Origin of the sequence: Rhizobium grahamii CCGE 502, assembly GCF_000298315.2 — a bacterium.
GTDB classification, from domain to species: Bacteria; Pseudomonadota; Alphaproteobacteria; order Rhizobiales; family Rhizobiaceae; genus Rhizobium; species Rhizobium grahamii.
The window spans coordinates 60,369-74,708 of the sequence record NZ_AEYE02000036.1; the positions used below are offsets into that span (position 1 = coordinate 60,369).

The window sequence follows — 14,340 nt, forward strand, 5'->3', positions numbered from 1 at the left end:
AAGGGTACTCGTATTCAGGACTGGCGAACCGCGATTGTTCCATCGCACATGTCGGCGTGAACCGGATCCAAGTGACCGCGAGGAGGCAGTGAAGCCGACCGGCGAACCATCAATGGCCAAGTCTTTTTTCAAGCTGGGACACACGATCTCCCCGTACGCTGTTCCTTCAGTCCGCCTCTCTCAAGAAGGAGAAAACTCATGGTGGAAAAAGTTGCCGATCAATTTGCCACAACGCTCGCTGCCGCGGGCGTCCGCCGCATATACGGTGTCGTCGGAGACAGCCTCAATGGTCTTACTGACGCCATTCGCCGTCAGGGCTTGATCGAGTGGGTTCACGTGCGACACGAAGAGTCGGGAGCGTTTGCTGCGAGTGCGGAAGCTCACCTCACGGGCTCCCTGGCAGTATGTGCCGGAAGTTGCGGCCCGGGAAATCTGCATCTGATCAACGGCCTGTTCGATGCGCACCGCTCCCGCGTTCCGATTCTGGCGATTGCCGCGCACATTCCCTCCGCAGAGATCGGTTCGGGATATTTCCAGGAAACTCATCCGCAGGAACTCTTCAAGGCATGCAGCGATTATTGCGAGCTTGTCTCACAGGCAAGCCAAATGCCCCGGACATTGGAGATCGCAATTAGGCAAGCCGTAGGCAACCGGGGTGTCGCGGTCGTCGTGATCCCCGGAGACGTCCAGCTGCAACCGGCAGCGTCCTTGACTAAACCCCGGCCACTTGCTTTGCTTCCGCGTGCACCTCACGTCGTGCCGTCTGCCGATGACGTCAATGCGCTTGCGACGTTTTTGAATGGCGATGGCCGCATAACAATTTTCTGCGGTTCGGGCTGCGCCGAGGCGCATCAAGAGATTGTGGCACTTGCCGAGAAGCTGAAGGCGCCAGTCGTTCACGCGCTTAGGGGCAAGGAGTATATCGAGTACGACAACCCCTATGATGTCGGGATGACCGGCCTTATCGGGTTCTCGTCGGGCTACTATGCGATGCTCGACTGCGACGTTCTGCTCATGCTCGGAACGGATTTCCCCTATCGCCAGTTCTACCCGAAAGGCGACGGGGTGAAGATCGCACAGGTCGACATACGACCTGGCAACATCGGCAGGCGGGCTCCTGTCGATCTGGGAATCGTAGGCGACGTCAAGCATACGATCAAGTCGATCCTGCCGCGGATCGAACCTCGCAGCAACAGGAAGCATCTCGATCAGGCCGTCGCGCACACGCGCAAGGAACTTGACGCCCTCGCCGGAGCAAAGCCCGGTACCGGGCTTATACATCCACAACAGGTTGCCAAGGCACTAAGCGATCTCGCATCGGATGATGCGATCTTCACCTGTGACGTTGGGCTGCCAACCGTCTGGGCAGCAAGATATCTGGCAATGAACGGCAAGCGCCGGCTGGTCGGCTCGTTCTGGCATGGCTCGATGGCCAATGCGATGACCCAATCGCTCGGCGCTCAGGCGACTTTCCCGGAACGCCAAGTTATCTCGCTGTCGGGCGACGGTGGCTTCTCAATGCTTATGGGTGATATCCTGACCTTTGCGCAGCTAAAGCTTCCGGCGAAAATCGTCATCTTCAATAACTCGGCACTCGGCTTCATCGAGGTCGAGCAGAAGTCGACAGGGTTTCTTCCATTTGGCACGGACCTATCGAACCCGAACTTTGCCGCAATGGCCGAAGCGATCGGAATAAAAGGCGTCAGGCTCGAAGATCCGGCCGATGTTGAACGGGGCATCCGCGAAGCGCTCACCCACGACGGGCCCGTGATTGTCGATGCTGTGGTCGCGCGCACGGAGTTGCCGATTCCGCCTTCCATTAGCGTCGAAATGGCCAAGGGCTTCACTCTGTACATGCTGAAGGCAGTATTTAGCGGGCGCGGAGACGAATTGCTCGACCTCTCAAAAACGAACCTCTGGCATTGAGGAGGCGGTACGAGGGGATACAACGGCGCTCCTCCGTTCGCGAACAAAGTTCGCGTTCACCATCTTGTTTCACATCTATGCCCGAGGCTTAGTGGGGTCATACCATCGTCCAGTGAAATACACCGATCGTACAATTCATTGCCGACATCCCGCACCTCACTATGGACCAACGGAACAATCCCAGGAGATCACCGATGCCCGACAGCGCCATCCCCTTCACTCGTCACACGCGCTCCTTTCAGCTCGGGGACGCCAGCCATGAGATCTCGACCGAAGTCTCGCGCTTGCTGCTGCACGCCGTGAGATATGTTGACCGGGATGAGGCCATCACCATAAATCTAGTGAAGAAGGCCTCTACCTTGCTGCGGCCTTTCGGAATTAGTGGCGTTGAAAACGAAAAAGGCTCAACATGCGGCCTTGCCCCTTGGCAGATCAACCGTTTGAAGCGCTTCGTCGATGACAGGATATCCCGCCCGATTTCACTTGAGGACCTCGCCGCTCTGGTTCGGTTGAGCACAAGCTACTTTGCCGCGTCGTTCAAGACTAGCTTTGGCATGACGCCACACAGCTACGTCGTTTCGCGCCGAGTCGAGCATGCCAAGCGCAGGATGCTGACAACCAACGCCTCCCTCTGCGAGATTGCTTTAGATTGCGGTTTGGCCGACCAATCGCATCTTTCGCGCGTTTTCCGTCGCGCGACCGGGACCACACCAAGCGCATGGCGCCGATATGCGGCAAGAGCTGATTTAGCGCGCTAGATCGTCCCTTAGGCAGCATCTGGTCGCTACAGTACCCTTTCGCGCTGATTGCCGTTGTTCTATTGCTCGGCTGGAGAAGATTCCGATCATGATTGCCGACTTCGTCATTACCGCCCAGCGCAACGAGGAAGCGGGCCGGTAAATGCTTGAAACAACCATCACTTCGAAGCACCAAGACATGCCCACTTCAACCGACCGCTGAAGCGGTAATGGAGGTAGCTTAATGGATTGTCCGCTCTGTCAATGCTTGCGTTTCAGCCGACTTTGATTTCTGCTTGGCGTTTGCGCCAGCTGCTGCGGCGACACAGGCATCAACAGCCAATCATCCATGGCTCGCGATCGCGTTGCACACGACAAACGGCATCTCGGCTCAACTATTCCCACTCGCAGCACTACTTGCGGAAGGAGCCAACATGGATCTTGTCGGCGCGGGTTATAGCGACTTCACACCGACCAGCGGGACACCATCGAAACAGCTCATCCGCACCCGCCTCACTTCGCGGATGCATTTTTGCAGGCTCTTTACGGCAGCCTCAAACATCGACCTGAGACCACACAGGGTAGCGGTCTTGCCGATGTGCTCGCTTACAAGGATCCCAAATTCCATCGCAGGGACTTCAGCCGTCTCATGCTCCAATCGCAGTGGACGAATGCAAGGTAGTCAGCGCGCCCTCGTTGATCCCCCCGGCGGACATTCCTTCCGCATCAACACCCGGTTGGCATTATGAAGCTGTTGCTCTCATACTTCTGCTCCGTACGGAGCAATCGCTCCCAACACTGCCGATGGTACCCATGGCCAGACCACGCGAAGTCAAGCAGGCGGCACTCGATGTAGCGAACGCTTGAGGGACCAGGGCTATGCGGCAACCGCGACCCGCAAGGTGTCAGGATGCAAGAGGGCTTACGCCCTCCAGCATGTACGCGGCCTTTGGCGACAGACGCCGATTTTTCACTGCGCGCTGAAATCAGAAAGCTTTTGAGAAAGGGACTTCATACGCCGGTGGTTCCCGTGACACGACCATCGTGATCCGTCACAAGCTTGCCTTTCGATTGATCGAGTAACACCAGCACGTTTCCGAACGGGTCTTGCACCACCGCTGCCCTCCCAATCGGTAAATCGAATGGGTCGTTAAGGACGGTGCCGCCCGCCTCACGAAAGCGCCTAACAGCTTCATCCAGATCTTGCACCAGCATGTCAACTTCCGGTCCCGCCTTCGTGTGAAGGACAAGTTCCGTCTTCGATCCTATGATTGATAATCCGGCTGCGACATCACTTCGCCACATCAATTGGTGCCCCAACGACTCCTCATAAAATGGAAGGGCGGATTGGAGGTCTGGCACGCGAAGCAATACGCAATCCACATCCTTGAACAGCGGCTGTTGCAAATTCCGGCTCCTCGCATTTCCAACATGGGATGTAGTCGAAATTGTCTGGAGGTCCCGTAAAAAGCGACCTTCCCTCCCGTCCATTGGGAACGTTTTGCTCAAGCGGCTTTGCCAAGCTGTCATCGACCCCAGAGGTTCTACGCCATGCCCTGCTCGGAGACGACGGCGCCCGTGACTGACAGCTGCGATCGGAATTTCTTAATGCCATCGTCGCGGCACTGACGGGGCGCTCAAACGAAAAGATGATGGGCTGTCGCGGTGACAGCCCAAACCTTTGGTGGTCTTTGAACCTACGCCAGCATCATGCTGCTTGAGCCACATCGTCCCGATGATGAATCTCCGTCCCGAGTACCTTCAGGCACTCTCGGATGAAGGATGCGAGCGCCGTCCATCCTTTGGCCGACACCATCGTTCCGTCCACATACGCTTCGGTCGGCGACAGATCGACATATGTACCGCCAGCGAGCGTGACCTCCGGTTCGCAGGCGCCGAGTGCACCGACCTTCTTGCCGCGAACGACACCATCTACCGCAATGAGGATCTGGACTCCATGGCAGATCGTGAAGATCGGCTTCTGCTTCTCATGGAAGTGACGAACAATCGCCTGTACCCGCTTGTCTGTGCGGATGTATTCAGGACCCCGTCCACCTGCGGCATAGACCGCATGGTATTGATCAAGCTGAGCCTCGGCTTCGGAGAACGTCTTGTTGATAGTAAAGAAGTGACCGAGCTTCTCGGTGTAGGTCTGGTCGCCTTCAAAGTCGTGGAGCGACGTCTTGATGAGGTCACCCGCCTTCTTGTCGGGGCAGATGACATGCACCGTGTGACCGACTGCTTCCATCGCCTGCTGAAAGACGAAGATTTCGTACTCCTCGGTGAATTCACCGGTCAGCATCAGTATCTTCTTGCCTGGCATGATTTACTCCTCTTTCTTCATGCTGCGGGGTGGCGATGCCGCCACCCCAGTTTGAATGATCAGAACGGCGAATCCGGGAAATAGTATTCCTTGGCGTTCGCCTTGGTGATAAGCGGTGCGTCGAGTTTGACATTGCCTCTGATGGGAGCCTGACCGACCAGGTTCGCGACCGTCATATAGATCGCAGTCTTGATCATGGCCGGGGGATAGGGCGTCTCGACCGGGGTCATTGCGTCCCCGTCGATGACCTTCTTGACGATGTCCTTCATACCGTTGCCGCCGAGTGCCAGCTTGATATCCTTGCGCCCCGCCTCTTTGACTGCCTCCAGTACGCCGAGCAACATGTCGTCGTCATTCGCCCAGACCGCGTCGATCTGCGGGTATTTGGCAAGATAGTCCTGCATCAGCTTGAACGCTTCGTCACTATTCCAGTTGGCGTATTGGATGTCGAGGACCTTCAGGTCGGTGCCCTTGATCGCATCTTGAAAGCCCTGGATACGCTCATCGTCGATGACAGTCGGGATGCCACGCAGAACAACGAGGTTGCCCTTGCCGCCAAGCTTGTCGATCATGAACTTCGCCGTGTTGCGGCCGACCGCGATATTGTCGCCCGCGAGGTAAAGGTCCTGGATCGTCGGGTCGTTCAGACCACGATCAACCACGGTGATGAATGTCCCCGCATCCTTCACCGCCTTGACCGGGGTTGTCAGTTCTTCGGACGTGTAAGGCAGGATGACCAAAGCATCAAGCCTGCGCCCTGCCGATAGATCCTCGAGTGCGCTGACCTGTGCGGTAGCGGAGGGCGAGGTCTTTACGACGACTTCAACATCCGGAAAGGCCGCATTGATCTCCTTTGCGGCAGCCTGCGCGTGGTAGACGATGCCAGCCGTCCACCCGTGGTCGGCCGCGGGGATCGACACAGCGACAACCTTCTTATCGGCTCCGAAAGCCTGGCCCGCAAGCAGCACCGTGCTGACGGCAAGCGCCGCAGCCCATTTCCTATTCAACATGCATTCCTCCCAGAATTAGACCGACAAATGGAGCTCCCGCGCGGTCCGGTCGCGGTTTACTTTGAGAACCTTTGAATGAGCATCGCGATGATGATGATAACGCCCTGCACGCCTGCCACGAGGTATTCTGAAACAAAGTCGGACAGCACCATGAGATTGGCGATCAGCTCGAGGATGACCGCACCTGCGACCGTACCCCAGACATGGCCCTTCCCGCCGCGGAGTGCCGTTCCGCCTATAACCACAGCAGTAATGACCTGCAGTTCCCAAAGAACACCAGTGGTGGGGGTCGCGGCCCCCAGGCGAGGCACGTAGCAGATCGCAGCGATTGCCACGCACGCGCCCTGGATCGTGTAGGCTATGGTCCGTGTCTTGACGATGGAGATCCCCGAATAGCGGGCAACGTCTTCGTTGGCGCCAACTGCCGCGCATTTCCGGCCATACTTCATCTTGTAGAGAATGAAAGAGGCGACGACCGCCACGGCGATCGAGATCACGATCGGTAACGGTATGCCCACGACAGTACCGAAATAAACAGGGCGGTAGGCGTCGCGAAGGCTGCGATCGATCGGGATCGTGCCGCCGTCCGACAAATAGGTGATGAGGGCCCGGAATATGCCCATTGTGCCTAAGGTGGCGATGAATGGTTCGATCTTCCCGACGGTGACGATCAGCCCGTTCATCAGGCCGCAGAGAAGGCCTACCGCAATCGCTACAACCATTCCGGCCGGGATCGCCGAAACTCCCCAGTCGGGCGCCATCCGGTTCATGAACATGATCGTGATCCCGGTGATGAACGCCGCCATCGAGCCGACGGAAAGATCAAGACCACCCGACGAGATGACGAAGGTTGCCCCGACCGCAATGATCGCAATGAAGGCGCTACGCGTGATGACGTTGCCGAGGTTTGTCGCCGAAAGGAAATCCGGATTGATCGCGAAGCCGATAACCATCAGGGCGGCTAAGGCCACGAACGGACCGACATCCCTCCATTCGAAATTCCATTCCCGCTCCGGCCTGACCGAGGTCGATCCAGTGATAACAGTCATCTATTTCCTCCCTCGCCGCTGCCCCCGGCGACATCGCTCGTCGCCAGAAGTGCGACATTGTGTTCCGTCATTTCATCCCCTGAGACCTCGCCTGTGATGTGCCCTTCTCTCATCACAAGGATCCGATCACAGATCCCGATGAGTTCTTGCATTTCGGAGGAGATCACGACGCACGCCTTCCCCTCCGCCACGAGCCGCTGGATGAATGCGTAAATCTGCGCCTTGTTGGCGATATCGATGCCACGCGTCGGCTCGTCGATGACGACGACCGAGGGCGCGGTCAACAACACCTTCGCAAGTAGAAGCTTCTGTTGGTTACCACCGGACAGCTGTCCTGCTTTCACACCCAAAGTCTTCAGCCGGATGTCGTATCGATCGACGGCCTCTGTCAACGCGGTCTGTTCGCGGCGTCGCCGCATGAACAGGCCGGGATGAAACCGTTGAAGCGCGGAAAGGGTTAGGTTGGGGGCAAGACGCTCCTGGAGGAGAAGGCCCTTTCCCTTTCGGTCTTCGGTCAAGTAACCGATACCGGCGTCGATCGCCGCCCGCGCCGAATGAATGTTGATTGGCTTGCCTTCGAGTTCGACCGCGCCAGTTGCTGGTCTCAACCCCATGATCCCTTCGAATAGCTCCGTCCGACCTGCCCCGATCATTCCGGCGAACCCGAGGATCTCGGACTTATAAACGTCGAAGGTGATATCCCTTGCAAAACCCGGGACTGACACTTTCCGGACCGAGAGCATCTTTTCGCAAGCGGCGGCGGGTGACTTTTCCGGATAGAGCGTCGCGAGTTCGCGTCCGACCATCAGACGCGCCATGTCCATCTGACTGAGGCTGTGGCCCAGGTGCGTGCCAACCATCTTGCCGTCGCGCAACACCGTTACCTTGTCTGCAATGCGCTGCACCTCGTCGAGACGGTGACTGATATAGAGGATGGCAATCCCGCGAGCCTTCAGCTGCAAGATGATCGAGAGCAATCGCTCGACCTCTTCGCCCGTAAGAACGGCTGTCGGTTCGTCGAAGATCACCAGTTTATAGTCATCCAGGAGCGCCCGAGCAATCTGGACAAGCTGACGGTCGGCAAGCGAGATGTTTCGCACCAGCGCATTGGGGGAAACGATGCTTCCGAGGTCGGCCAGCTTTTCAGCAGCGAGGCGGCGCATCGTTCGGTCGTCGACCACTCCGTTTCGCATCAGCTCGCGGCCGAGGAAAAGATTCTCTGCGACCGTGAGGGCATCGGCAAGCAGAATTTCCTGGTGGACCAGAACAATTCCTGCCTGTTGAGCCTGCTCCGGCCTGGCAAAACGGACCTCGCCCTTGTCCATGCTCAGCGACCCTGCGGTAGGCTCGGCGTAGCCGGACAGAAGCCGCATGAAAGTTGATTTGCCAGCGCCGTTCTCGCCGATGATGGCATGGATCTCGCCGGGTAGGATGTCGAGTGTCACATCCGAAAGAACGGTAACGGGACCATATTCCTTGGAGAGGTTTTCGGCGCGGAGCACCGGCTGGCGTGCGAGGTCATCGGGACGAACCACGGGCGCTCTTCCATCTCTCTGAATGCTGACGACACTCGACATCGAAGTTCCTCAATCGAAAGCTGGGAGCAGCCTGTCCCGCGAGTGCTCAAGGTGTACGCGCATCGCCTTCTCGGCGGCGGAAGCGTCGCCCGCGGCAAATGCCGTTAGTAATGCTTCGTGTTCGTCGAGAGCCTCCTCGGTTACCCGCGAGTGGAACATCAGACGGAAGATGTGGAAATGCGTGTGCTGGTGATTGAGCGTTTCGCGGATGAGCTCATTGCCCGCATATGCAAGGATACAGTCGTGGAACATTGCGTCCTGTCGCGCGAAGGTCGAATAGCGAAGGCGCTCATCAGTTCCATCACGTCGCCCCATCACTCCGGCTGCCTCGCGAAGCGTTGCAAGCTTTTCATCGTCCATCGAAAGCGCCGCTCTGGCCGCGCTGTCGGGCTCAAGCAAAAGCCGAAGCTGATAGAGCTCGTCGAAGCGGCGCCGGGCGATCTGTGGCGCGGCGCTATAGCCTATGAGGTGGGTCTTGACTACGAGCCCTTCCCCTTCCAGTCGGCCAAGGGCTTCGCGGATGGGCGTCTGTGAGACATTCAGTTCGCGCACGAGATGATCGACATTGATACGGGCACCCGGCGGAATTTTCAAAGCCATCAATTGGGCGAAGATCGCCTCATAGACGCTCCCCGCCAAACTGTTGGACCGTGGGATGAACCCGCTCGTGTCGGGCGCCTCGGTGTGGATCGTGGGCGTTCTGGTCTGCATGTTCTATTGCCTCTTGACAGAACCAACCGCTACCACGATGCTCGCCGATATTCAATACCATATCCTATAGGATTTTATTCGGAGCTGTCGTGAGGGTGAAGGGGGATATAGCCGCGGGCCTAGTGAGGAACCTTCTCGAGGAGAAAGGGACCCCACACGCACACGCTTTGCAACAGGCCGAGGTTCTCGTGGAAGCAGAGTTGAGAGGCCACCCATCGCACGGCCTTCAAAGGCTGCCGAGAATCCTCACAAGAATCGACAAGGGTCTGATCGATCCACGTACCCGGGGTAAATCACACTGGCGAACGCCGTCCTTCCTGGACGTCGACGGCCTCCGCGGACTAGGCCCAGTGGTCGCGCTTCAGGCATGCGCTATACTTGCTGAACGGGCCTCTTCGACGGGTGTTGCTGTTGCTGGCATCAGGAATTCGAACCATCTTGGCATGCTGGCTTATTACGTGGAGCGCCTAGCGAACGAAGGCATCATCGGAATTGCTCTGTCTTCGAGCGAGGCACTCGTCCACCCATATGGCGGAACGACGGCCCTCCTTGGCACCAATCCCCTTGCGATTGCCGTGCCGACTTCGGACAGACCGCTGGTGGTCGACCTCGCGACCTCTGTGGTTTCAATGGGGAAGATCCATCACCATGCGGCAAACGGGAGTGCGATCCCGGAGGGTTGGGCACGCGACAGCGACGGAGGAGTGACGACTAACGCCGCCAATGCAATGAAGGGGTCGATAGCCCCCTTTGGCGACGCCAAGGGATACGCTCTTGGTATGGCACTTGAGTTGCTGGTGGCCTCGATTGCGGGCTCATCTCTCGCGCCTGAGGTCCGGGGAACGCTGGACGCCGACGCCGTCTGCAACAAGGGAGACGTGTTGATTGCTGTCGACGTCGGCAGGCAGCCCCAAGTTCTGGCATGCTTCAGCAGCTATCTTGATCGCATCCGGCAATCACGGCCAGCCGATCCTATGCGTCCAGTCACGGTACCCGGCGATGGCGCGCGGTCGCGCCGCGAGCGGGCGCTCAACGACGGCTTCGAGATTTCCGGAAACCTCTGGGACGAATTGAAAGCACTTTCTCGCTCGAACGAGGCACTTGTCAAAGGAATTGCACAATGACCCTTTTCGCTGCCATTCGGCTTCCCCAGGAAATCCTGTTCGGTAAAGGACAGCGTCACGCCCTCCCCCATATTGCCGAAAGGCTGGGCAAGCGCGCGTTGCTGTGCACTGACGAGCGGTTCGCTGGTACAGCCGTCTTTGCGGATATTGTAAAGACGCTCGAGGCCGCCTCGATTGCAGTTCTGATCCACGACGGTGTCCAGCCGGACGTTCCCAGCGAGACAGTTTCCGTCTGCGTCCAGGAAGCACGAACCTTCCATCCAGACATGGTGATCGGCATTGGCGGTGGAAGCTGCCTGGACATGGCAAAGTGCGCCGCCTTGCTCCTCAGCCATGGCGGTCAGTTGAAGGACTACTACGGCGAGTACAAGGTGCCCGGCCCGACGCTTCCGATCATCGCAGTGCCGACGACGGCCGGGACAGGGTCGGAAGTCACGCCCGTCGCCGTCATTTCCGATTCGGAACGCACGCTCAAGGTCGGGATATCCAGTCCCTATTTGATCGCAACGACTGCCATCTGCGATCCGGAGCTTACGATGACCTGTCCGCCCGGATTGACGGCTGTTGCGGGGGCCGACGCCCTCACCCACGCGATCGAGGCTTTCACGGCAGCGCGACGCGGCAACGATCCGCTGCTTGCTCAGAAGCATGTATTCATCGGCAAAAGCGCCCTCACCGATCATTTCGCGTTGCTGGCGATCAAACTTCTCGGCCGCAGCCTCGAGAAGGCCTGCAAGGATGGCTCCGATGAGGACGCACGGGCCGATGTCATGATGGGCGCATTAGCGGCCGGATGCGCCTTCGGGACTGCAGGGACCGCTGCGGCCCACGCAATCCAGTATCCGGCTGGAGCGCTGACCCACACAGCACACGGCCTCGGTGTCGCAACCATGATGCCCTATGTGATGAACTATAACAGATCCGCGTCAGCTGCCGAGATGGCGGAAATCGGTACCGCGCTCGGCCTCGACAACGCGAACGGGGACGAGGAAGAACTCGCAGTCGCCGCCATCGAAGAGATTCGTAGGCTCTTTGCAGCGATCGGCATCACACGGACGCTTGCGGATTTGGGCCTTGCAGCCGACAAGCTGGACTGGACTGCCGAACAAGCCTTCGGCATCGACCGGCTCATAAAGAACAATCCAAGGCCCTTTGACCTCGACGCCATGAAGCGTCTTGTCAGAGCGGCCTACGACGGCGATCTCGCCGCATCCGCCATTTAAGAATCGGGGAAGCAAAATGACCATTGCCCAACAAATACAGCAAGTCGACCACCAAATGCCGGACCTCTCGGCCTCCGCGCGCGGCCTCTACATCGATGCAGCATGGCAGCCATCGCACTCGGGTCGCCTAATCGACGTCGTGAACCCGTCGACGGGCGAGGTTCTCGCGGCCGTACCGGATGCTTCGATCGAGGACGCCCGCGCATCCATTGAGGCAGCATCGGCCGCGGCGCCCGGCTGGCGCGCTACGCCACCCCGCAAACGCTCTGAGATCCTGCGCCGTTGCTTCGAGCTGATGATCGAGCGCTCCGAGATGCTCGCAACACTGATCTCGATGGAAAACGGCAAGGCGTTGCGCGACGCGCGTGGTGAGGTAGCCTACGCAGCCGAGTTCTTCCGCTGGAATGCGGAAGAAGCTGTCCGCATTACGGGCGAGTTCGGCATAGCGCCATCAGGCACCAATCGCATCATTGTCGACTACCGGCCGATTGGCATTTGCCTGCTGATCACGCCGTGGAATTTTCCAGCGGCGATGGCCACCCGGAAGATTGCGCCTGCGCTTGCAGCTGGTTGCACTGTCATACTCAAGCCCGCCAGCGAGACACCGCTGACTGCCTACGCATTGGCTGCAATCTACGAGGAGGCCGGAGTGCCGAATGGTGTCGTAAACGTCCTGACGACGACCAGCCCCGGACCATTAACGGCAGTGGTTCTCGCGGATCCACGTGTCAGAAAGCTCTCTTTTACAGGGTCGACCGGTGTCGGGCGTCACCTCTTGGCCGAGGCTGCGAAGAACGTCATCTCCTGCTCCATGGAGTTAGGCGGCAACGCACCCTTCATAGTATTCGACGACGCAGATCTGGAAGCCGCCCTTGACGGGGCAATGATCGCCAAGATGCGAAACGCAGGCGAAGCCTGCACCGCAGCCAACCGGTTCTACGTTCAGTCTGGAATATACGACGCATTTGCCGACGGCATCACAAGGCGTATGAGCGCGCTCAAGGTGGGGCCGGGAGTTTCCGGGGACACGGAATGTGGTCCAATGATCACCCGCAAGGCGGTCGACAAAATCGCACGCCTTGTGGACGATGCGAAGGCGAGAGGAGCGCGTGTACTCTGTGGCGGCGACGTCCCGGCAGGTGATAGCTATTTCTATCCTCCGACCGTTCTGGCGAATGTCCCTCTTGAGGCAGAGATGGCGCAAGAAGAAATCTTCGGGCCGGTCGCACCGCTTTATCGCTTCGAAACCGAGGAAGAAGCGGTCCGTAGAGCCAATGACACGGAGTATGGTCTGGCTGCTTACGTCTATACGCGCGACCTTGCACGCGGGCTGCGGGTCTCCAACGGCATCGAGGCGGGTATGATTGCCCTTAACCGTGGCCTTGTATCCGATCCTGCAGCCCCGTTCGGCGGTGTGAAGCAAAGTGGCCTCGGCCGCGAGGGTGGTCAGCACCACGGAATTGCCGAGTTCATGGAAGCGAAATATATCGCAACAAGTTTCTGAGCCGGGGGCAATCGTGGAAATTGATCCATTTCGCATACGTGATCATGTTGCGCACTTCGACAGCATTGTCAGCGATATCGTCCAAGCTAGTGAAAGCACTCGCGAAACTCTGTCGATGTCCGGGAACGTCGCCTATGGTGACGGTCCGTCTGAAACCCTGGACATCTTCTATCCGGAGCGGACAAGAAAGAACCTTCCCGTTCACATGTTCATCCATGGGGGCTATTGGCGCATGTTCTCCAAGCGCGACTATTCCTGTGTCGCGAACACCGTCACCCAGGCGGGCGCGATCGCGGTCATCATCGATTATGCACTGATGCCGGCGCACAGGATGGAGGTCCTTGTCGATCAAGTCACACGTGCCAAACGATGGGTAATTGGCCAAATTGCAGAGTATGGCGGCGACCCCTCGACCCTAACCGTGAGCGGGCATTCGGCAGGTGCACACCTGGCAAGCTTCTTATTCCACGAGAGCACTGTGCCCTCCAGCGTCAAAGGTGCGTTCTTGCTCGGTGGTCTTTACGACCTGGCTCCATTGCAACGCTCGTTTCTCCGCGATGAGATTGCGTTGACGGATGAAGAGGTGGCACGCTTCACACCTCTTTCTCACCACCACGACCCGCACTGCCGCGTGATCCTGGCAGTTGGAGCAGAAGAGACCCATCCCTTTCATGCGCAATCCAATGCGTTCCTGTCTACGTTGCGAGAGCAAGGGCTGCCGGCGTTCCTGAGGGTCGTGGCAGGTCGGAACCACATGGACTCGGTCCGCGACCTCGGTATCCTTGGCTCTGAGGCTGGAGATCTTCTTGCCCGATTAGTGACTGGCGAGCCCTGACCTGTATGAAGCCTCGCGGATCCGGTCCCTGCTGAACGGCAGCGCGGATTCGCCAGCAGGAGAAGCGTCCAAATGCATGAAGATGCTGCAGGCGGGGTCAGCTCCAGTCTGCGAGTCGCCAATCTCGAATATCGTCTCACAGACCTAATTTTCGAAACTCCGGATACCCGGTCGCCTTTGGGTTTAAAGAGAACAAACAGCTTTTAGGTGATTTGCGATGCTCCCCGCTCACGGAGATCGAACCGGCGTCCTTTGTGATCGGGTCGGTCCCGCCGCATGGCGCCACGAGCAGCAGTCTTGAAGCGACTCCCTCGGTACTTC

12 protein-coding genes and 1 pseudogene are annotated in these 14,340 nt (G+C 58.4%); 7 read left to right on the forward strand and 6 right to left on the reverse strand.

The annotated features are described in order from the left end of the window. The first annotated feature begins 198 nt into the window (after positions 1 to 198). From poxB to RGCCGE502_RS38400, 3 genes and pseudogenes are all read left to right on the forward strand, one after another. Positions 199 to 1,926: a ubiquinone-dependent pyruvate dehydrogenase gene (gene poxB / locus RGCCGE502_RS30505; RefSeq protein WP_016558086.1), complete on the forward strand. Its 1,728-nt coding sequence runs from the start codon at positions 199 to 201 to the stop codon at positions 1,924 to 1,926. 194 nt (positions 1,927 to 2,120) lie between these two features. Further along, the gene (locus RGCCGE502_RS30510) at positions 2,121 to 2,684 is read left to right on the forward strand and encodes an AraC family transcriptional regulator (protein WP_016558087.1); all 564 of its coding nucleotides are present in this window, start codon (positions 2,121 to 2,123) and stop codon (positions 2,682 to 2,684) included. A gap of 329 nt (positions 2,685 to 3,013) precedes the next feature. Beyond that, positions 3,014 to 3,345: pseudogene (locus RGCCGE502_RS38400) on the forward strand (HD domain-containing protein); the annotation flags it as partial. A 329-nt stretch (positions 3,346 to 3,674) separates the two neighbouring features. On the opposite strand, the gene RGCCGE502_RS30515 reads toward RGCCGE502_RS38400, so the two are convergent. The 6 genes from RGCCGE502_RS30515 to RGCCGE502_RS30540 form a co-directional block, all read right to left on the reverse strand. Beyond that, complete coding sequence (locus tag RGCCGE502_RS30515; protein ID WP_040676032.1) at positions 3,675 to 4,070, reverse strand: VOC family protein; 396 nt, start codon at positions 4,068 to 4,070, stop codon at positions 3,675 to 3,677. A gap of 301 nt (positions 4,071 to 4,371) precedes the next feature. Beyond that, on the reverse strand, positions 4,372 to 4,986 hold the full coding sequence (locus tag RGCCGE502_RS30520) for a DJ-1/PfpI family protein (RefSeq protein WP_016558089.1): 615 nt from the start codon (positions 4,984 to 4,986) through the stop codon (positions 4,372 to 4,374). Between the two features lie 59 nt (positions 4,987 to 5,045). Further along, complete coding sequence (locus RGCCGE502_RS30525) at positions 5,046 to 5,996, reverse strand: substrate-binding domain-containing protein (protein WP_016558090.1); 951 nt, start codon at positions 5,994 to 5,996, stop codon at positions 5,046 to 5,048. A gap of 56 nt (positions 5,997 to 6,052) precedes the next feature. After that, a complete protein-coding gene (locus RGCCGE502_RS30530; protein ID WP_016558091.1) occupies positions 6,053 to 7,045 on the reverse strand; it encodes an ABC transporter permease in 993 nt (330 codons plus the stop codon). After that, a complete protein-coding gene (locus RGCCGE502_RS30535; protein WP_439332354.1) occupies positions 7,042 to 8,622 on the reverse strand; it encodes a sugar ABC transporter ATP-binding protein in 1,581 nt (526 codons plus the stop codon). Before RGCCGE502_RS30535 ends, RGCCGE502_RS30530 begins: the two co-directional genes overlap by 4 nt. Positions 8,623 to 8,631: 9 nt before the next feature. Then, positions 8,632 to 9,333: a GntR family transcriptional regulator gene (locus tag RGCCGE502_RS30540; RefSeq protein WP_016558093.1), complete on the reverse strand. Its 702-nt coding sequence runs from the start codon at positions 9,331 to 9,333 to the stop codon at positions 8,632 to 8,634. An 89-nt stretch (positions 9,334 to 9,422) separates the two neighbouring features. On the opposite strand from RGCCGE502_RS30540, the gene RGCCGE502_RS30545 reads away from it, so the two are divergent. Genes RGCCGE502_RS30545 through RGCCGE502_RS30560 form a run of 4 tightly spaced genes read left to right on the forward strand, consistent with a single transcriptional unit; the run spans position 9,423 to position 14,019 of the window. Then, on the forward strand, positions 9,423 to 10,457 hold the full coding sequence (locus RGCCGE502_RS30545; protein WP_081647334.1) for an Ldh family oxidoreductase: 1,035 nt from the start codon (positions 9,423 to 9,425) through the stop codon (positions 10,455 to 10,457). After that, a complete protein-coding gene (locus RGCCGE502_RS30550) occupies positions 10,454 to 11,680 on the forward strand; it encodes an iron-containing alcohol dehydrogenase (RefSeq protein WP_016558095.1) in 1,227 nt (408 codons plus the stop codon). Before RGCCGE502_RS30545 ends, RGCCGE502_RS30550 begins: the two co-directional genes overlap by 4 nt. Before the next feature lie 55 nt (positions 11,681 to 11,735). Next, positions 11,736 to 13,184: an NAD-dependent succinate-semialdehyde dehydrogenase gene (locus tag RGCCGE502_RS30555; RefSeq protein WP_016558096.1), complete on the forward strand. Its 1,449-nt coding sequence runs from the start codon at positions 11,736 to 11,738 to the stop codon at positions 13,182 to 13,184. A gap of 13 nt (positions 13,185 to 13,197) precedes the next feature. Next, on the forward strand, positions 13,198 to 14,019 hold the full coding sequence (locus tag RGCCGE502_RS30560; RefSeq protein ID WP_016558097.1) for an alpha/beta hydrolase: 822 nt from the start codon (positions 13,198 to 13,200) through the stop codon (positions 14,017 to 14,019). Positions 14,020 to 14,340 lie beyond the last annotated feature (321 nt).

Excerpts from the sequence above, each read along its gene's own strand:
- poxB (WP_016558086.1), top strand. The coding sequence starts at position 199 with ATGGTGGAAAAAGTTGCCGATCAATTTGCCACAACGCTCGCTGCCGCG.
- RGCCGE502_RS30510 (WP_016558087.1), top strand. The coding sequence starts at position 2,121 with ATGCCCGACAGCGCCATCCCCTTCACTCGTCACACGCGCTCCTTTCAG.
- RGCCGE502_RS30520 (WP_016558089.1), bottom strand. The coding sequence starts at position 4,986 with ATGCCAGGCAAGAAGATACTGATGCTGACCGGTGAATTCACCGAGGAG.
- RGCCGE502_RS30525 (WP_016558090.1), bottom strand. The coding sequence starts at position 5,996 with ATGTTGAATAGGAAATGGGCTGCGGCGCTTGCCGTCAGCACGGTGCTG.
- RGCCGE502_RS30530 (WP_016558091.1), bottom strand. The coding sequence starts at position 7,045 with ATGACTGTTATCACTGGATCGACCTCGGTCAGGCCGGAGCGGGAATGG.
- RGCCGE502_RS30535 (WP_439332354.1), bottom strand. The coding sequence starts at position 8,622 with ATGTCGAGTGTCGTCAGCATTCAGAGAGATGGAAGAGCGCCCGTGGTT.
- RGCCGE502_RS30540 (WP_016558093.1), bottom strand. The coding sequence starts at position 9,333 with ATGCAGACCAGAACGCCCACGATCCACACCGAGGCGCCCGACACGAGC.
- RGCCGE502_RS30550 (WP_016558095.1), top strand. The coding sequence starts at position 10,454 with ATGACCCTTTTCGCTGCCATTCGGCTTCCCCAGGAAATCCTGTTCGGT.
- RGCCGE502_RS30555 (WP_016558096.1), top strand. The coding sequence starts at position 11,736 with ATGCCGGACCTCTCGGCCTCCGCGCGCGGCCTCTACATCGATGCAGCA.